The following is an 18,203-nucleotide window of genomic DNA, read 5'->3' as shown; positions in this document are numbered from 1 at the left end:
TAAATGTCACGACAGGGGAAACGCGCCGCCATGAAGCTCTATGACACCAACCGGGCGCCGAACCCGCGCCGGGTTCGCATCTTCTTGGCGGAAAAGGGAATTTCCGTCCCGCTGGTGCCCGTCGACCTGGGCAAGGGCGAGCACAAGAGCACCGAATTCACCGGCCTCAATCCCCGCCAGCGCGTGCCCCTGCTGGTGCTGGACGATGGCACCGCCATCGCCGAAACCATGGCGATCTGCCGTTATTTCGAGGCCTTGCAGCCCGAGCCCAACCTGTTCGGCCACACGCCGCAGGAGCAGGGGCTGGTGGAAATGTGGCAGCGGCGGGTGGAGCTGGACCTGTTCTATCCCATCATGATGGTGCTCCGGCATCTCAACCCGGCCATGGCCGCGATGGAGGTGCCGCAGGTGCCGGAATGGGGCGAGGCAAACAAGCCCAAGGTCTTGGCTGCGCTTGGCTTTTTCAACGATCAGCTGGCCGACCGGGCGTTCGTGGCGGGGTCCCGTTTCTCGGTGGCGGACATCACCATGCTGGTGGCGGTGGATTTCCTGCGGGTGATCCGCACCGAGGTGCCGGAGCACCACACCCACCTCAAGCGCTGGTACGACGTCGTCTCCCAGCGGCCGAGTGCAAAGGCTTGAAATCATGAAGCTTAAGGTGGTGGGTTGCGGCGATGCGTTCGGCTCGGGCGGGCGGGGAAACTCCTGCTACCGCATCGAGACGGACGGGCATGTCGCAACCCTCGACTTCGGTGCCAGTTCACTCGTTCAAATGCACCGGTTCGGCATGGATTCCAGTGCGGTTCGGCAGGTGTTCATCAGCCATCTGCATGGCGATCACTTCGGTGGCCTGCCCTTCCTCCTGCTCGACGGCCAGTTCGTCCACCGCCGGAGCGAGTCGCTGACCATCATCGGCCCCCCCGGTACCAAGGTACGGATGGACGCGGCCATGGAGGTGCTGTTCCCGAAGATGGCCAGCAATGCCTGGCGGTTCGACTTCGAGGTCAAGGAGGTGGAGCCCGGCTCGACCTCCCAGCACGGCCCCTTCACCCTCACCACCGCCGAGGTGATCCACGGCTCGGGCGCGCCCTCCACCGCGCTCAGGGTCTCGGACGGGACGCGCACCCTCGCCTTCTCCGGCGACACGGAGTGGACGGACGCGCTCCTGCCCATCGCCCATGGCGCCGACCTCTTCATCTGCGAGTGCTTCGCCTTCGCCGGCAGTCCGCACGGCCACCTGGCCTACGAGACCATCGCCGCCAAGCGGGAGGCGCTGGGCGCGAAACACATCCTCCTCACACACATGGGCGACGAGATGTGGGCGCGGAGGGGCGAGGTGGACACCGCCCATTTCACCGTGGCCGAGGACGGGCTTGAGCGCGACATCTGAGGACGACCTCGACGACCTCGTCGCGCGCATCCGCGCCTGCCGGGTGTGCCGGGAGACGCCGCGCGGGGCGCCCCTGCCGCACACGCCGCGGCCGGTGCTGCGGGTATCCGCCACCGCCTCCATCCTGGTGGCGAGCCAGGCGCCGGGCACGAAGGTGCACCTTTCGGGCCTACCCTTCACCGATGCATCGGGCGATCGGCTGCGGGCCTGGATGGGGGTGGACAAGGACACCTTCTACGATGCCGCCCACATCGCCATCGCCCCCATGGGCTTCTGCTTTCCGGGACAGGATGCATCAGGGGGCGATCTGCCGCCCCGGCGGGAATGCGTCGCCACCTGGCACGACACGCTGTTCGCCACTTTGCCGCCGTTCCGGCTGATCCTCGCCGTGGGGCGGCCGGCGCAGGCCTATCACCTCGCCCGCCTCGGCCTCGCGGCGCATTTGAAGCCGAGCCTCACCGAGACGGTGGCCAACTGGCGGGCGGTGCGCGCGGCGGGGGAAACCCTCGCCCAGCCGGTGGCGGTCTATACCCTGCCCCACCCCTCATGGCGCAACACCGGCTGGCTGAAGAAGAACCCCTATTTCGAGGCCGAGCTGCTGCCGCAGCTTCAGGCGGACATCGCGAGGGCGCTGGGGCGGGGCTGAGTGGGCGGGCGCTCCAGGAGAACGACGGCCACGCCTTTGCGCAGGCCGCACGCCCTCTCCCCTTGCGGGAGAGGGCTGGGGTGAGGGGTATTGCCCCATTTGCCCCAGCACCGGGACTGCGCGGCCAGCCCCCTCACCCCCGTCCCCTCTCCCGCGAGGGGAGAGGGGGGCCGCCCCATAACCGCCCTCGCGCCCCGGACGCATGCAGCGCCAGCGGAATGCGCGCCGGGGCCCAGCGCAAGGGGCCGCCGAAGACACTTCCGAACCCCACCGCTCTCAGGCTTCGTCCCGCTGCGCGGGACTTTTTGCGCTGGTCCCCGGATCGGCGCTCCACCTGCGGTGTCGCTTGTCCGGGGAACGAAGGCGACGGCTGCACCGTCGACGGTCCGGGGAACCGCCCCTCAAATCCGCAGGCGCGCCCACAGGATGAATCCGGCGGCGGCCACGGCGGCGGCGCCCACCAGCGCCACGAACAGGGCGGACTGGTCGAGCCACGCCACCGCCGGCACGCACAGGGCCATGAACACGCCGTTCAGCCCCATGCGCCACGATTGGGTGTGCACACCCGCCACGAAGCTGCCCAGCGCCAGCAGCAGCAGCACGATGAGGCTGGTGGAATCCGCATCCGCCACCGCCTGCACGCTCGGCAGGAACACGAGGTTCATGGCGGCGAGGAAGGCGCCCCAGTGGAGGAGCTGCGTCACCACCAGCCGCACACGCTGCTCTTTCAGCGCCGCGCGCCGCCAGCCGGCGAAGATACCCACCGCGCAGCTCGCCACCGCCACGAATTCCCAGAACGTGACCAGCGGCCGGCGGGTCATCGCCACATAGGCGACGCCGCCAACCGTAAGGGCGAGAATGGCGAGATACGGCCCCTCGCGCAGCCAGAAGTCACGGCCTGCGCTCGCGTCCGTGGCTGCGCCTGTCCCTGCCTTGCCCGCGTCGATCATGCCAGCCTCCACCGCGCCTGCCGCTCCGTCATAGCCATAGGGCGGAAACGGTTTGGTTTGAAGCGGTGCGCGCGGGCGGGCTCTATGGTCTCGCCTCAGGCGGCCGCGGCGCGGTCCACCGGATGCAGCATGCGCGAGGAGACCGCGATGCGGTTCCACACATTGATGGTGCCGATGGCGATGGTGAGCTTGGCGATCTCCTCGGGCGAGAATTCCGCCGTCACGGCCGCATAGGCGCTGTCGGGAATGCCGGTCTGCGCGATGAGCGTCACGCTCTCGATCCAGTCCAGCGCCGCCCGGTCGCGGGCGCTGTAGAGGGGCGATTCGCGCCACGCCGTGAGCATGTGGAGATGCTGGGCGGGAATGCCGGCGGCGAGCGACTCCTTCACATGCATGTCGATGCAATAGGCGCAGCCGTTGATCTGCGACGCCCGGAGCTTGACCAGATGCAGGAGGCGCTTCTCCAGCCCCGACTTCATCACCGCCCCGTCGAGCGCGCGTACGGCGGCATAAAGGGCGGGGGCGGCCTCGGCCACGTTCATCCTGGGTTCCATGCCTCTCTCCTGTCTGCTCTCGGATTTGCGATCCCGCCAGCCTCTGGCCGAGAATCATGGACATATTATATCGATGATTATCGAGGTAGGAAAGAGGCTGGCCGGTGGTGGGCCCGAGGCAGCATCCGGAGCGCGCATGAGGCGGTTGGGAGACGGGGTGGAGGCGGCGCTGCACTGCGCGCTGGTGCTGTGCTGGCTGGAGCCGGGCAAGGTGCTGCCGGGCAAGAGCCTCGCCGAGATGCACGGCCTGTCCGAGAGCTACCTGCTCAAGCACATGCGCGCCCTCACCGAGGCCGGCCTCATGGAAGCCCTGCCCGGCCCGCGCGGCGGCTACCGGCTGGCGCGGCGCCCCGGCGAGATCACGCTCCTCGACATCGTGGAGGCCATAGACGGCAAAGAGCCCGCCTTCACCTGCAAGGAAATCCGCCGGCGCGGACCGGGCAAGTCCAAGGACCCCTGCGCCTACAAGACCGACTGCTTCATCAAGCGCCGGATGCTGGCGGCGGAAGAGCTGTGGCGCCAGTCGCTGCGCGCGCAGACCCTCGCCGATCTCGCGCAGGATGGCGCGGCGCTGATCGACGCCGAGAGCCAGAAGACCATCGCCGCCTTCGTGCGCGAGGCCCAGCGCTAGGCGCCGCGACGCTGCGGAACTTCGCCGCCGCTTGTCCGTTGTGCTCGCAGCCCGGTGCGTATTTGCGCGGGTGATCGCCCAAGGACAGACCACCGTACCACCCGTAGCCCCACGGATGGAGGCGCGCTGGCGCATGCGGCGGCGCGGCGGCGTGCTTTGGGCCCGCGACACCAGAACAACCGGCGACAACGCCAACCGAAAGGAAACGTCCCATGGCACAGTCCAAGACTTTGCAGGATCTGTTCTCCGAGACGCTGAAGGACATCTATTACGCGGAAAAGCAGATCCTGAAGGCGTTGCCCAAGATGGCGAAATCGGCCCAGTCCGAGGAGCTCAAGGCCGCCTTCCTCACCCATCAGGAGCAGACGGAAGGCCAGATCGAGCGCCTGGAGCAGGTGTTCGAGATGATGGGGAAGGCGGCGCGCGGCAAGCATTGCCCGGCCATCGTCGGCATCGTGGACGAGGGCAAGGAGATCATGGAGGACTTCGCCGGCACCGACGCGCTGGATGCCGGCCTCCTCTCCGCCGCCCAGGCGGTGGAGCATTACGAGATCGCCCGCTACGGCACGCTGAAGACCTGGGCCGCCCAGCTCGGCCTCGCCGATGCGGTGCCCCTGCTGGAGGCGACCCTGAAGGAGGAGAAGGAGACCGACCAGCTCCTCACCCGCCTCGCCTCCGCCGACGTGAACAAGAAGGCAGCCTGACGCGGCCCACCCGGCGCCCGCACCGGCGGGCGCCGGGTGTTATGAAAGAGCGGCCCGCTCCGGCGGGTGCGGGCTTCATGAGAGGGGGCGTCCTTGCGCTGGCATTCGCCGCCCCGCACCCTATGCTCCGGATCGAGATTCACCGGAGAGTCCTGCCCGCGCCCCCGCGCGGACCCGGGACGACAGGGACGCGATGCGAGACTTCCGCTGCCTCTACCGCCACGACTTCCTGCGCATTGCGGCCTGCGTGCCGCGCGGAGCCGTCGCGGACCCGAGCTTCGCCGTTGCCGAGACGCTGGAGATGGCCACCCAAGGCCATGAGGACGGCGTCGCCGTGATGCTCTTCCCCGAGCTGGGCCTGTCCTCCTACGCCATCGATGACCTCCTGTTCCAGGCCCCGCTGCTGGATGCGGTGGAGGGCGCGCTCGCGACCCTCGTCGCCGCCTCGCAGGATCTCTCCCCCGTGCTGGCGGTGGGCGCGCCGCTGCGCCATCAGGGGCGGCTCTACAACACGGCGGTGGTGATCCATGGCGGGGTGATCCTCGGCGTGGTGCCGAAGAGCTACCCGCCCAATTATCGCGAGTTCTACGAGCGCCGCCACTTCACCCCCGGCCTCGACGAGCACGGCGGCTTCATCCGCCTGTTGGGCGAAGACGTGCCGTTCGGCGTGGACCTCCTGTTCCGGTCCGAGGGGGACGTGCCGTTCACCTTCCATGTGGAGATCTGCGAGGACGTGTGGGTGCCCCTGCCGCCCTCCACGCGGGCCGCGCTCGCCGGCGCGGAAGTGCTGCTGAACCTCTCGGCCAGCAACATCACCATCGGCAAGGCGGAATCCCGCCGCCTGCTGTGCGGCTCGCAATCCGCCCGCTGCGTCGCCGCCTATGCCTATTCGGCGGCTGGGCCAGGGGAATCCACCACCGATCTCGCCTGGGACGGCCACGCCGCCATCTTCGAATATGGCGACACCCTCGCCGAGGCCGAGCGCTTCGCCCCTAACGCGACCATGGCGGTGGCGGACATCGATCTCGGCCGCCTGCGGCAGGAGCGCATGCGGGTGAACACGTTCGGGGAGTGCGCGCGATTGGAGCGCGACAGCGCCCCGCCCTTCCGCACCGCCCAATTCGCCTACGAGCCGCCCGCCGAGCCCGTGCGCCTCGCGCGCGACGTGGCGCGCTTCCCCTTCGTGCCCAACGATCCGGCGCGGCTCACGGAAGACTGCTACGAGGCCTACAACATCCAGGTGCAGGGCCTCGCCCAGCGCCTCGCCTCCACGGGTATGTCGCGGGTGGTCATCGGCGTCTCGGGCGGGCTTGATTCCACGCAGGCCCTCATCGTCGCCGTGCGCGCCATGGACCGCGTCGGCCATCCCCGCTCCAACGTGCTGGCCTATACCCTGCCGGGCTTCGCCACTTCCGACGAGACCAAGGGCAACGCCTGGGCGCTGATGCGCGCGCTGGGAGTGAGCGCGGAAGAAATCGACATCCGCCCCGCCGCGCGGCAGATGCTGGCAGATCTCGGCCACCCCTTCGCCGAGGGGCAGGCGGCCTATGACGTGACCTTCGAGAATGTGCAGGCGGGCCTGCGCACGGACTATCTGTTCCGCCTCGCCAACCACCATCGCGGCCTCGTGGTGGGCACCGGCGACCTCTCCGAGCTGGGGCTCGGCTGGTGCACCTATGGCGTCGGGGACCAGATGTCCCACTACAACGTCAACGCCTCGGTGCCGAAGACGCTGATCCAGCACCTCATCCGCTTCGTCGCCGCCTCGGGCGACGTGAGCGAGGAGACGGCCAGCATCCTCCACGCCATCCTCTCAACCGAGATTTCCCCGGAGCTGGTGCCGGCCACCGAGGGGGGCACCATCCAGTCCACCCAGAGCATCATCGGCCCCTACCCGCTCCAGGACTTCACGCTCTTCTACCTGACCCGCTACGGCTTTCCGCCGTCCAAGATCGCCTTCCTCGCCGAGCACGCCTGGGCGGACAAGGACGCGGGGCGCTGGCCGCGGGGCATCCCCGAGGGCGAGAAGCGGGCCTATGACCTCGCCGAGATCCGTCGCTGGATGAAGGTGTTCCTCTCGCGCTTCTTCACCAGCCAGTTCAAGCGCTCGGCGCTGCCCAACGGGCCGAAGATCTCCTCCGGCGGCTCCCTCTCCCCCCGCGGCGACTGGCGCCAGCCGTCCGACAGCGGGCCGGGCGTGTGGCTCGCCGAGCTGGAGCGCAACGTCCCGGAGGCGTAGCGGGAACCCGCCCGGCTCCCGTCCTTGCGCCGTGACACCGCGCGCCGCGCGAACCTTCGGAGGCCGCGCCCCACGCCGGAATGGCCAAAGGCGCAATTGCAGACCCGGAAAGCCCGAAGGCGCTCCCCGGGGCGGCCGGCTGGTCGTCCGCCTGCGTGTGTCATCTACGGCTCAGGTCATGCTTCAGCCTGAAATAGCGGGACTGCAACAGACAACCGGCCGCACTTTCACGCGCCCATTGTTTTCGCATTTTGCGACGAATTTCCTGATATTTATCAAGATGTTATTCGTCGTTTGACGGCACTTTGCACTGTCGCTGGCGCGCGGCCGGGCTATGCTCAGCCTCTGCCGCCGTCACGGCGGAAGACCTGTGGAGGGCTGCATGGCAACCGTCGCGATCAACTGGTCTTGGGGCGCCCACGACACCATCGATTTCGATCCGGCAACCGACACGCTCGACTTCGGCTGGATCGGCGCTGACAGCTTCACCATCACCGAGGTCAACGGGTCGGTCGTCATCGATCTGCCCGGCAACAACCACAGCTACACGCTGAAGGGGGTCTCCCTTTCGGACCTCTCCCTGGCCAACGTCACCGGCCATGATGCCTCGATGTTCGCCGAGTGGAGCGACGCCCTTGCCGCGAGCCACGCCATCACCGGCGGCGTCAATGACGTCATCGCCGTGGCGCACGGCACCGACACCGTGCTGACCTTCGATCCCAAGCACGACACGCTGGATTTTTCTGGCCTCACGGCGGGCGACGTCGCCATTGCCGAGGCCAACGGCTCGGTGGTGATCTTCCTGCCCAAGTCGCAGCAGACCTACATCCTCGAAGGCGTCAGCCTCGCAGACCTCTCCATCGGCAACATCAAGGGCGCCGACGGCGCGCTCCTCGCCGAGTGGAGCGGCGCCCTCACCGCCGCCGATACCACGGGCAGCGTGAGCGCCAAGGCCAGCCTTGCCACGTCAGCCGGCACGACGGACGGCACCACCTACGGGGTGGGCTGGCAGTGGAACACGCAGCAGGTGATCTCCTTCGATCCCGCCCACGACAAGCTCGATTTCGGCTGGCTCCAGCCGCAGGATTTCTCGCTGGCCGAGGTAAACGGCTCCCTCGTCATCATTTTCGCCGCCAACCAGCAGACCATCACCCTGGAGGGCGTGACCCTCGCCGACCTCACGCCGGACGACATCATCGGCAAGACCAGCTTCGTCACCGATGCCTGGGCCGAGGCCATCGCCGAGGCCAAGGGGGAGACGACCGGCAGCGGCACGACGGGCGCGACGCCGCCCCAGGTGATCGAGGCGCCGGACTGGTCTTCCGACACAGTCTATACGGCGGGCGATCAGGTCACGGTGGGCCATGTGGTCTACGAGGCCAAGTGGTGGACCCTCGGCAGCGATCCCGAGCACGATTACGGCCCCACCGGCTCCGGCCATGTCTGGACCAGGGTCGGCTACTCCGATCTCACCCCCGTGGCCCCCGAGACGCCGCAGGATGTCCACGCCGCCACCACCACCGAGACCTCCGTGACCCTGACCTGGGATGCGGCGGAGGTGTTCGGCGTCGGCACCGTTTCACAATACGCCATCTACCAGGACGGCGAGCTGATCGGCACCACCGACCAGCGCAGCTTCAAGGTGGCGGGGCTGGACGCGGACACGCCCTACAAGTTCAGCATCGTCGCCGTGGACGAGGCCGGCGCCTCGCACCCCTCTTCGGCGATTTCCGTCACCACCGATCCCGTCGGCACGGATGCGACGGACCATCAGGTGTTCTCGCCCTACGTGGACCTCTCCGTGGTCTCGAGCGCGGCGGACCTGATGCAGGACGTGAGCGAGGCCGGCATCCATGCCGTCACCCTCGCCTTCGTGGTGGGCACCGGGAGCAACGAGATCGGCTGGGCCGGCCTCGGCTCCGGGAACACGCTCGCCGACGGCAGCTCGGTCGCCTCGGTGGTCCAGGATCTGAAGGCCCATGGCGTGGACGTGACCATCTCCTTCGGCGGCGGTCATGGGGAAGAGCCGGCGCTCTACTACACGGATGCCACCGCGCTCACCGCCGCCTACCAGTCGGTGATCGACACCTACGGCGTGAAGTCCCTTGACTTCGACGTGGAGGGCGACGCCCTCACCAACGACGCCGCCAACGCCCTGCGCAATGAGGCGCTCGCGGCGCTGGAGAAGGCCAATCCCGATCTCTCGGTCTCCTTCACCCTTCCGGCGCTCCCCACTGGCCTGACGCAGGACGACATCAAGCTGCTGGCCGACGCCCATGCCGCCGGGGTGGAGATCGACACCGTCAACCTCATGGTGATGAACTACGGCGTGGGGAACGATTCCGGCGACATGGGGCAGGATGCCATCGACGCCGCCGAAGCCACCATCGCCCAGCTGCATGACCTCGGCATCGACGCCAAGGTGGGCATTACCCCCATGGTCGGCATCAACGACGTGCAGAGCGAGGTCTTCACCCTGCAGGATGCCCAGCAGCTGGTGGATTTTGCGGATGGCAACGACCACATCGCCTCGCTCGCCATGTGGTCCCTCGGCCGCGACCACGGGGATGTGGTCGGCCACATGACCTACGACAACAGCGGCGTGGCCCAGCACGACTGGGACTTCGCCAAAATCTTCGCGACCGTCTGATAGGTGCGGAAGACAGCCGCCTACGGCGTCTCGAACACCCGCCCCTCGCCGTCGCCCTCGCTCCGCTCGGAGCGCGGCGACAGTGTCCGGCGGAAGGCGGCGGGGGTGGCGCCGAAGCGGGCCTTGAAGGCGCGGCCGAAATGGGAGCCGTCGGCAAAGCCGAGGGCGGCGGCGATGCGGGCGGCGGAAAAGCGCGTGTTGGCCAGCATCCAGCGCGCGTGGCGCAGCCTGAGCGCCAGATAGCTCTCCTGCGGGCTTTCCCGCAGGCGGTCCGCGAACAGCCGCTCCAGCTGCCGCACGCCGACGCCGAGGGCATCCGCAATGTCGGCGATGGCCAAAGGCTCGGCGAGGTTCTGCTCCATCAGCAGCAGGGCGCGGGAGACGCGGGCGTCGTCCACCGTCCCCTCCGCCCGGCGCGGGGCGGGCTGTGCGCTCTCGGCCGCGCGGGGGCGGTCAATGAGGAGGATGTTGAGCGCCTTCTGGGCCGTGGCGGCGCCCAGATGCTCGGTGACGAGGCGGGCGGCGAGGTCCGCCACGCCCGCTCCGCCGGAGCAGGTGATGCGATCGCCATCCACCACGAACAGCTGGTCCGCCACCGGCACGAGGGTGGGGAACTCGTCTAGGAAATCGCGGTAGTGATACCAGCTCACGCAGCATTTGCGCTGCGCCATGAGCCCCAGCCGGCACAGGAGGAACGAGCCGGTGCACACGCCGATGAGCGGCACGCCCGCCGCCGCCGCGCGCCTGAGATAGGCAGCCAGAGGGTCGGCCTGCGCCGGCACCCCGCGCAGCAGCCCGCCCACCGCCACGATGTAGTCGAACGCCTTCGGGTCCAAGAGGTCCGCGGTGGGCTGGATGTCGATGCCGCAGGACGAGCGGACGGGACGCAGACGCGGGCTCATCACCTGCCAGGAGCAGTCGATGGGGCGGGAGCGGTCGCCCTTGTCGGCGGCGAGGCGCAGCATGTCCACGAAGCTGGAAAAAGCCGTCAGCGTGAAGTTGGGCAGCAGCACGAACCCCACCCTGAGCTTGGCGGACGGGCCGGGACGGGCGGAGAGAACGTGTCGCATCTGTTCCAGACGAAAGTCGCAAGGGGACGAGCAGGCGCCCCCGCCGGCAAGCATGATGAAGCTTCGCCCCGCCCTGGATGCGGGTCAAGTGACGCGCGACAAGTATTTGAAAAAGCGGTAGAATAATTGCACCGTTCCCGGAGGGAGACGGATGACCAGCGTGTTCGACCTGTTCAAGATCGGCATCGGGCCGTCCTCGTCCCACACCGTGGGGCCGATGGTGGCGGCGCGCCGCTTCCGGGAGGCGCTCCCCGCTGGCACCGCCTGCATCACCGCCGAGCTGTTCGGCTCGCTGGCCTGGACCGGCAAGGGCCACGGTTCCAACCGGGCCATCGCGCTCGGCCTCATGGGCGCGCGGCCGGAGACATTGGACCCGGACGACGTGCCGGCGCTGGTGGCGCGGCTCTTCATCCGCAAGTCCATCGAGGTGGATGGCGCCCGCATCGCCTTCGATCCCGAGGCCGATCTCATCTTCGATTTCGACACGCTGATGCCGCTGCACTCCAACGCCATGCGCTTTCGCGCCTATGACGCGGACGGCGCACGGCTCGACGAACGGGTCTTCTATTCCATCGGCGGCGGCTTCGTGGTGGCGGAGGGCGAGCCGCGCGAGCCGGAGGCGGTGGAGGTGCCCCACCCCTTCGCCACCGCATCCGAGCTGCTCTCCGCCTGCGCCCGCACCGGCCTCACCATCGCCGGCCTGCAGATGGCCAATGAATACGCGCTGCGCCCGGCGGAAGAGGTGGAGGAGAAGCTGGACGCGATCCTCGCCGCCATGTTCGCCTCCATCGATCGCGGCCTCGCGCAGGAGGGCACCCTGCCCGGCAGCCTGCGCGTGCGGCGGCGGGCCAAGGCCATCCGCGACCAGCTGGAGGCGGACCGCCACGCCAACCGCCGGCCGCCCCACGAGATCATGGATTGGGTCTCCGTCTTCGCCATGGCGGTGAACGAGGAGAATGCCGCCGGCGGGCGCATCGTCACCGCCCCCACCAATGGCGCGGCGGGCATCGTGCCGGCGGTGCTGCGCTATGTGCGCGACATCTGCCCGGACACCACCCACGCGCAGCTGCGCGCGTTCCTGTTGACCGCCGCGGCGGTGGGCGCGCTCATCAAGCGCAACGCCTCCATCTCCGGCGCGGAGGTGGGCTGCCAGGGGGAGGTCGGCTCCGCCGCCGCCATGGCCGCGGCCGGACTCGCCTCCGTTCTGGGGGCAAGCCCGGCGCAGATCGAGAATGCGGCCGAGATCGCCATGGAGCACCATCTCGGCATGACGTGCGACCCCATCGGCGGGCTGGTGCAGATCCCCTGCATCGAGCGCAACGCCTTCGGCGCCAACAAGGCCATCGCCGCCGCCTCCCTCGCGCTCCGGGGCGATGGGGTGCATTTCGTCTCGCTGGATCAGGTCATCGAGACCATGCGCCAGACCGGGGCGGACATGCAGTCCAAATACAAGGAGACCTCCCAAGGCGGTCTCGCGGTGAACGTCCCGGAGTGCTGAGCCGCCCCCCTCTCCCCATGCGGAAGAGGGGCAGGGCGAGGGGTGTCCGCGCCCTTTGCCATGACGCCGGGAAGACCGGGAAAGCCCCCATCCCCGCCCCCGTCTCCCGCGACGGGAGAGGGACATCTGTGTCCGAACGACCCCAAACGAGGAAGCCGCCCATGACTCTCCATCTCTCCCCTTCCCCGGTCTCCCCCGCCCCGGCCGGCGACGCCGCCGTGTTCGATGCCATCCGCGCGGAGCTTCGGCGCCAGCAGGATCAGATCGAGCTGATCGCTTCCGAGAACATCGTGTCCGAGGCGGTGCTGAAGGCGCAGGGCTCGGTGCTCACCAACAAGTATGCCGAGGGCCTGCCGGGCAAGCGCTACTACGGCGGCTGCGAGCATGTGGACGTGGTGGAGGAGATCGCCATCGACCGCGCCAAGGCGCTGTTCGGGGCGGGCTTTGCCAATGTGCAGCCCCATTCGGGCGCGCAGGCCAATGCCGCCGTGCTGATGGCGGTGCTGAAGCCCGGCGATACCCTGCTCGGCATGTCGCTGGCGGCCGGCGGCCACCTCACCCACGGGGCGCCGCCCACCCTCTCCGGCAAATGGTTCAACGCCATCGGCTACGGCGTGGCGCCGGACACCGCCCTGATCGACTACGACGCGGTGGAGCGCCTGGCGCTGGAGCACCGGCCCAAGCTCATCATCGCCGGCGGTTCGTCCTATCCGCGCATCATCGATTTCGCCCGCTTCCGCGCCATCGCCGATCAGGTGGGCGCGCTGCTGATGGTGGATGCCGCCCACTATGCCGGGCTCATCGCCGCCGGGGCCTACCCGTCCCCCTTCCCCCACGCCCATGTGGTGACGACCACCACCCACAAGACCCTGCGCGGCCCGCGCGGCGGACTGATCCTCACCAATGACGAGGCGCTGGCGAAGAAGCTCAATTCGGCGGTTTTCCCCGGCCTGCAGGGCGGCCCGCTGATGCATGTGATCGCCGCCAAGGCGGTGGCGTTCGGCGAGGCGCTGACGCCCGAGTTCCGCGCCTATGCCGCGCAGGTGATCGCGAATGCGCGGGCGCTGGCGGCCCGGCTGTCGCAGCGCGGCGCGGCCATCGTCTCCGGCGGCACAGACAGCCATATGGTGCTGGTGGACCTCAGGCCCTTCGGCGTCACCGGCAAGGCGGCGGAAGCGGCGCTGGAGCGGGCCGGCCTGACCTGCAACAAGAACGGCATTCCGTTCGATCCGGAAAAGCCGGCCGTGACATCCGGCATCCGCCTCGGCACCCCCGCCGGCACCACGCGCGGGTTCGGCGTCGCCGAGTTCGAGACGGTGGCCGACCTGATCGCCGACGTGCTCACCGGCCTCGCGGCCAACGGCGCCGAAGCCAACGGCAAGGCCGAAGTCGCGGCGCGCGCGACCGTGCGCGACATCTGCGCCCGCTTCCCCCTGTATGCGGGGATGTGAGGGGCGATGCACCGCCCTCCTCCCCCTCTCCCCGCCCGGGAGAGGGGCCGGGGGTGAGGGGGCGGCCTTTCCCGAAAGCGCCGGCTCGTCCCCTCTCGGTGGAATCCCCCTCCGCACGGGGAGCGAGGGTAGCCGTGGAGCGCCCTCGCCCCGCCATTGCGTCGGCGGCGGGGGTTGCGCATGGTGGCGGCCCATGGATGCCGCAGAGTGAGCGCATGAGCCTGCTTTCCGCCCGAGATCTTGCCGCCGATATCCGTTCCGGCCGCACCACGCCTGAAGCCGTGCTTGAGCAGGTCGCCGCCGCCATCGCCGCGCACGAAAGCGAGGTCGGGGCCTTCGTGACGCTCGATCTCGATTCGGCCCGCGCCGCCGCCCGCGCGCCCGGGCTTGCCGCGACGCGGCTCTCCGGCCTGCCGGTGGGGGTGAAGGACATCCTCGACACCCGCGACATGCCCACCACCTACGGCAGCCCCATCTATGCCGGCTACCGCCCCCGCACCGACGCGCCGGTCGTGGCCATGACCCGCCGCGCCGGCGGCCTTGTCGTGGGCAAGACCGAGACCACCGAATTCGCCTTCCTCCAGCCCACGCGCACGCGCAATCCGCGCCGCCTCACCTTCTCCCCCGGCGGCTCGTCGGCGGGGTCCGCCGCGGCGGTGGCGGCGGGGATGCTGCCGCTGGCGCTCGGCACCCAGACCGGCGGCTCGGTAATCCGCCCGGCTGCCTTCTGCGGCGTCACCGGCTACAAGCCCACCTTCCGCCTGCTGCCGACGCTGGGCATGAAGACCTTCTCCTGGCATCTCGACACCGTTGGCCTGTTCGGCGCGCGGGTGCGCGACGTGGCCTTCGCCGCCAATGCCATCGCCGGCCGCGGCCTCGATATCGGCGACGAGACCGCCGAAGCACCGCGCATCGCCATCGTGCGCACCGCCCGCGCCAGCGCCGCCTCGCCCGACGCCCACGCCGCGCTGGCCGCCGCCGCCCGCGCCGCCGAGGCGCGGGGCGCCCGCATCTTCGATCTGGAATTGCCCGAGGCGCTGGAGGCGGCCGACGCCATCCATGGCACCGTGCAGGATTTCGAGGCCGCGCTCTCCCTCGGCGATGAGCTGGACTATGACGGCGACCGGCTCTCGCCCCTGCTGCGCGGCCATCTCGAAGCCGCCCGCGCCATTCCGCCCGACCTTTATGACGGCGCGCGCCGCACGGCGAAGCGGGCGCGGCATGCGCTGGGGGATGTATTCGCGGAGGTGGATGCCATCCTCACCTTCTCCGCCCCCGGCCCCGCGCCGGAGGGATTCGCCACCACCGGCTCGGCCATCTTCAACCGGCTGTGGACGCTGATGGGGTGCCCGGCGATCAATGTGGCGGGGCTCTCCGCCGCCAACGGCATGCCCATGGGTGTGCAGGTGGTGGGGCGTTTCGGTCGGGATCGGCAGGCGCTGGCCGTCGCGAGCCTCGTGGAAGCCGCCATTACCGCCTGACATGCAGTATTCCACCGCGGCCGACCGTGCGCCGCAGCGGAAGGGAAAGCGTAGAAGGGGGCGCGACTTGGCGCCCGCCGCACTGCGGAAAGTCATGCGCTGCAATACTTTGCAGCGGCGATGCAGCACAACTTACCTCTTTCCGCATTTTGAGAGTTTGTTAAAGTTCTCTCAAGATCGACCCTGCGAGGCATAAGGTGACACTTGGCCATCTCCTCACCGTGATCGAGACGTGCGCGGCCTTCGGCTTCGTTGGCGCTGTGCTGCTCGGTCTGGTCTGAGGTCAGGACCCGCCACCGCCCTCATGGGACCCGAGAACAGCAATAACGGGGGTCCGGTCGATCGAAGGCGCCGGGGAGCCAACCTCCCCGGCGCCACTCGTTCCAGGTCCGGAAACACGGGCAGTCGCGCCACCGGATACCGCCGCCCCTTCTGCCTGCCCTTCATGACACGTCGTTGACATCGCCGCCGGCACGACCGCGCGCGCCGTCACAAACCGCCTGTCACAGTCGCGGAGACGCGACCGTTGACGGCGCCTTGGCCGAACGGCGCAGCGCGCGGCGCGGCATCGTCACATGGGTGTTGCGGAGCCGCGCTATCCAACCTCCCGACGCGCTGGTGTGGATCGCCTCGGCTCAGGCTGATCGATTCTCCACCGGCCAGTGATCGAGACCGCGCTGTCCGGCCGGCTTGCCCCGCAAGCGGGCCGGTGCGTGCTCTGGGAGCCTCCGGATGCTGGTGATCGAGGGCCTCACCCGACGCTTCGGCGACAAGGAGGCCGTATCCAACGTGAACCTCGCCATCGGCCAGGGCGCCTTCGTGGGCGTCATCGGCCGATCCGGGGCCGGCAAGTCCACCCTGCTGCGCATGGTCAACCGCCTGCAGGACCCCTCTTCCGGCCGCATCTCCTTCGAGGGTCGCGACGTCACCGCCCTCAAGGGCCACGCGCTGCGCCAATGGCGCGCCGAGGCGGCGATGATCTTCCAGCAGTTCAATCTGGTCGGCCGCCTGGATGTGCTGACCAACGTGCTCATGGGCCGCCTCGCCACCGTTCCCGCCTGGCGCGCCCTCACCAAGAGCTGGAGCGCGGATGACCGGGCCATCGCCCTCTCCGCCCTCGACCAGTTCGACATCGCCCCCCTCGCCGCCCAGCGCGCCGACAGCCTTTCCGGCGGCCAGCAGCAGCGCGTCGCCATCGCCCGCGCGCTGGCGCAGGAGCCGGCACTGATCCTCGCCGACGAGCCCATCGCCTCGCTCGATCCGCGCAACACCAAGATCGTGATGGATGCGCTTCTGCGCATCAACAAGCACTTCGGCATCACCGTGCTGTGCAACCTGCACTCCCTCGACCTCGCCCGCACCTATTGCGACCGCCTCGTGGGCATGGCGCAGGGTCGCGTGGTGTTCGACGGCGCGCCCGCGGCGCTGACCGAGCAGGTGGCGCACGATCTCTACGGCCTGGAGGCCGGCGAGGTGATGGATACGCCCGCGCGGCGTCCCGTCACCGCCGACGACGGCATCCCCGAAGCGGCCGCGCTCGCCTGAGCGCGTGCCTTCCGCGCCGACCCGCGACCGCGGGCCGGCCGACCCTGCTTGCCCAGTTTCGATTCGTCCGACAGGAGCACGAGACATGCTGAACCGTCGTAGCCTGATCGCGGCCGCCGCCGCGCTCGTCATGTCCGCCGGCGGCGCCGCCGCGCAGGACTGGAAGGCCAAGTATCCCGAGCTGGTGTTCGCGGTGATCCCCGCCGAGAACGGCAGCGGCGTGACCGATCGCTACCAGCCGCTCATGGACTATCTCACCAAGCAGCTTGGCACCAAGGTGACGCTGCGCGTCGCCAACGACTATGCCGCGGTGATCGAGGGCCAGCGCGCCGGCAACATCCACATGGCCTATTACGGCCCCTCCTCCTTCGCCCGCGCGCTGATGACCGGTGCCAAGATCGACGCTTTCGCCATCGAGGTGAATGCGGACGGCACCAAGGGCTATCACTCGGTGCTCTATGTGAAGGCCGACAGCCCCTACAAGTCCATCGAGGACCTGAAGGGCAAGAACCTCTGCCTCGTCGATCCCAACTCCACCTCCGGCAACAACGTGCCGCGCTTCGCCCTGAACAAGATGGGCCTCAAGCCCGACGACTTCTTCGGCAAGGTGGTCTATGCGGGCTCCCACGAGAACGCGGTGATCGGCGTGCAGCAGGGCACGTGCGATGCCGCCTTCAACTGGTGGAACGACGAGAACGAGTCCAACCTCCGGCGCATGGAGCGCAAGGGGATGGCGAAGTACGGCGACTTCCGCATCATCTTCAAGTCCGACCAGATCGTGAACTCGCCCTACGCCTATCTCTCGGACCTGCCGGCCGACCTGAAGGCCAAGATCCGCGACGCCTTCTTCTCCATCGAGAAGAACGACAAGGCCGCCTTCGACAAGATCTATGAAGGCAAGAGCCAGCTCTGGCAGCCCATCGACAACGAATCCTACGTGGGCATCATCGAGCTGAACAAGTTCGTGGACGAGCTGCGCAAGAAGAAGAGCTGAGGCTGTTCCGGCCGCCCCTCTTCGGCCGCGTGCCGCAGGCCCCTTTCTCCGTCGTCCTCCGGCTTGACCGGAGGACCCATGGGGGGGCTGGCAAGCTGCACCGGGGGGAAAGATGGATGCTCCGGTCAAGCCGGAGCATGACGGCGGAGAGAAACCCGTTCCCCGGACAAGCGACGGCGCAGCCGGAGCGCTGATCCGGGGTCCAGGATAAGGTCCGGCGCAGCCGTCCGTGGCCCGTCGGCCTCATCGCTTGAGCCGCCTTCAGCGCAGTGTTGCGCTGGGCCCCTGTGTGTTGGGGATGTGTCAGGATGGGAGCGGGCGGGAGATCGTTGGGCCCCAGGTCTTGAAGACCGTGAGCCGGCACGGATCCCCGCCCGCTTGAACACACCCAGCCTGAACA

General features: G+C 68.9%; 15 protein-coding genes. 12 read left to right on the top strand and 3 right to left on the bottom strand.

Annotation, left to right across the window (positions count from 1 at the left end; translation table 11 throughout):
• The first annotated feature begins 30 nt into the window (after positions 1–30).
• From EJ105_RS09785 to EJ105_RS09775, 3 genes are read left to right on the top strand one after another with little or no spacing between them, the layout of a single operon-like run.
• A complete protein-coding gene (locus tag EJ105_RS09785) occupies positions 31–642 on the top strand; it encodes a glutathione S-transferase family protein (RefSeq protein ID WP_250166174.1) in 612 nt (203 codons plus the stop codon).
• 4 nt (positions 643–646) lie between these two features.
• Complete coding sequence (locus EJ105_RS09780; RefSeq protein ID WP_250166173.1) at positions 647–1,390, top strand: MBL fold metallo-hydrolase; 744 nt, start codon at positions 647–649, stop codon at positions 1,388–1,390.
• A complete protein-coding gene (locus EJ105_RS09775; RefSeq protein ID WP_250166172.1) occupies positions 1,374–2,036 on the top strand; it encodes a uracil-DNA glycosylase family protein in 663 nt (220 codons plus the stop codon). Before EJ105_RS09780 ends, EJ105_RS09775 begins: the two co-directional genes overlap by 17 nt.
• 401 nt (positions 2,037–2,437) lie before the next feature.
• On the opposite strand, the gene EJ105_RS09770 is transcribed toward EJ105_RS09775, so the two are convergent.
• Both EJ105_RS09770 and EJ105_RS09765 read right to left on the bottom strand, forming a co-directional pair.
• Positions 2,438–2,986 (bottom strand): hypothetical protein, encoded by a 549-nt coding sequence (locus tag EJ105_RS09770; RefSeq protein WP_250166171.1) that lies wholly within the window; start codon positions 2,984–2,986, stop codon positions 2,438–2,440.
• A 95-nt stretch (positions 2,987–3,081) separates the two neighbouring features.
• Positions 3,082–3,540 carry a carboxymuconolactone decarboxylase family protein gene (locus EJ105_RS09765; RefSeq protein ID WP_250166170.1) on the bottom strand — a complete coding sequence of 153 codons (459 nt, stop codon included), beginning with the start codon at positions 3,538–3,540 and terminating at the stop codon, positions 3,082–3,084.
• A gap of 136 nt (positions 3,541–3,676) precedes the next feature.
• Between EJ105_RS09765 and EJ105_RS09760 the strand changes: the two genes are divergently transcribed.
• The 4 genes from EJ105_RS09760 to EJ105_RS09745 all read left to right on the top strand — a co-directional run bounded on the left by EJ105_RS09760 (position 3,677) and on the right by EJ105_RS09745 (position 9,764).
• Positions 3,677–4,171, top strand: a complete 495-nt coding sequence (locus EJ105_RS09760) for an Rrf2 family transcriptional regulator (RefSeq protein WP_250166169.1) — start codon at positions 3,677–3,679, stop codon at positions 4,169–4,171.
• Between the two features lie 212 nt (positions 4,172–4,383).
• Complete coding sequence (locus tag EJ105_RS09755; protein WP_250166168.1) at positions 4,384–4,875, top strand: YciE/YciF ferroxidase family protein; 492 nt, start codon at positions 4,384–4,386, stop codon at positions 4,873–4,875.
• A 193-nt stretch (positions 4,876–5,068) separates the two neighbouring features.
• Positions 5,069–7,114, top strand: a complete 2,046-nt coding sequence (locus EJ105_RS09750) for an NAD(+) synthase (protein ID WP_250166167.1) — start codon at positions 5,069–5,071, stop codon at positions 7,112–7,114.
• Positions 7,115–7,496: 382 nt separating this feature from the next.
• A complete protein-coding gene (locus EJ105_RS09745) occupies positions 7,497–9,764 on the top strand; it encodes a fibronectin type III domain-containing protein (RefSeq protein ID WP_250166166.1) in 2,268 nt (755 codons plus the stop codon).
• Positions 9,765–9,784: 20 nt separating this feature from the next.
• Here the strand turns inward: EJ105_RS09745 and EJ105_RS09740 are convergent, their stop codons facing one another.
• Positions 9,785–10,834, bottom strand: coding sequence for a GlxA family transcriptional regulator (locus EJ105_RS09740; RefSeq protein WP_250166165.1), 1,050 nt, complete (start codon positions 10,832–10,834; stop codon positions 9,785–9,787).
• 151 nt (positions 10,835–10,985) lie between these two features.
• Between EJ105_RS09740 and EJ105_RS09735 the strand changes: the two genes are divergently transcribed.
• The 5 genes from EJ105_RS09735 (at position 10,986) to phnD (ending at position 17,803) form a co-directional block, all read left to right on the top strand.
• Positions 10,986–12,332 carry an L-serine ammonia-lyase gene (locus EJ105_RS09735; RefSeq protein ID WP_250166164.1) on the top strand — a complete coding sequence of 449 codons (1,347 nt, stop codon included), beginning with the start codon at positions 10,986–10,988 and terminating at the stop codon, positions 12,330–12,332.
• A gap of 161 nt (positions 12,333–12,493) precedes the next feature.
• A complete protein-coding gene (gene glyA / locus EJ105_RS09730; protein ID WP_250166163.1) occupies positions 12,494–13,783 on the top strand; it encodes a serine hydroxymethyltransferase in 1,290 nt (429 codons plus the stop codon).
• Between the two features lie 221 nt (positions 13,784–14,004).
• Complete coding sequence (locus EJ105_RS09725; protein WP_250166387.1) at positions 14,005–15,264, top strand: amidase; 1,260 nt, start codon at positions 14,005–14,007, stop codon at positions 15,262–15,264.
• A 732-nt stretch (positions 15,265–15,996) separates the two neighbouring features.
• Entirely contained in the window at positions 15,997–16,809 is an 813-nt protein-coding gene (gene phnC, locus EJ105_RS09720; protein WP_250166162.1) for a phosphonate ABC transporter ATP-binding protein, read from the top strand.
• An 85-nt stretch (positions 16,810–16,894) separates the two neighbouring features.
• Positions 16,895–17,803, top strand: a complete 909-nt coding sequence (phnD, locus tag EJ105_RS09715) for a phosphonate ABC transporter substrate-binding protein (RefSeq protein ID WP_250166161.1) — start codon at positions 16,895–16,897, stop codon at positions 17,801–17,803.
• Positions 17,804–18,203 lie beyond the last annotated feature (400 nt).

It is taken from the genome of Xanthobacter aminoxidans, assembly GCF_023571765.1.
Classification (GTDB): domain Bacteria; phylum Pseudomonadota; class Alphaproteobacteria; order Rhizobiales; family Xanthobacteraceae; genus Xanthobacter; species Xanthobacter aminoxidans.
Note: the sequence above shows the minus strand (reverse complement) of the source record. Positions and strands in the feature narration are given on the sequence as shown.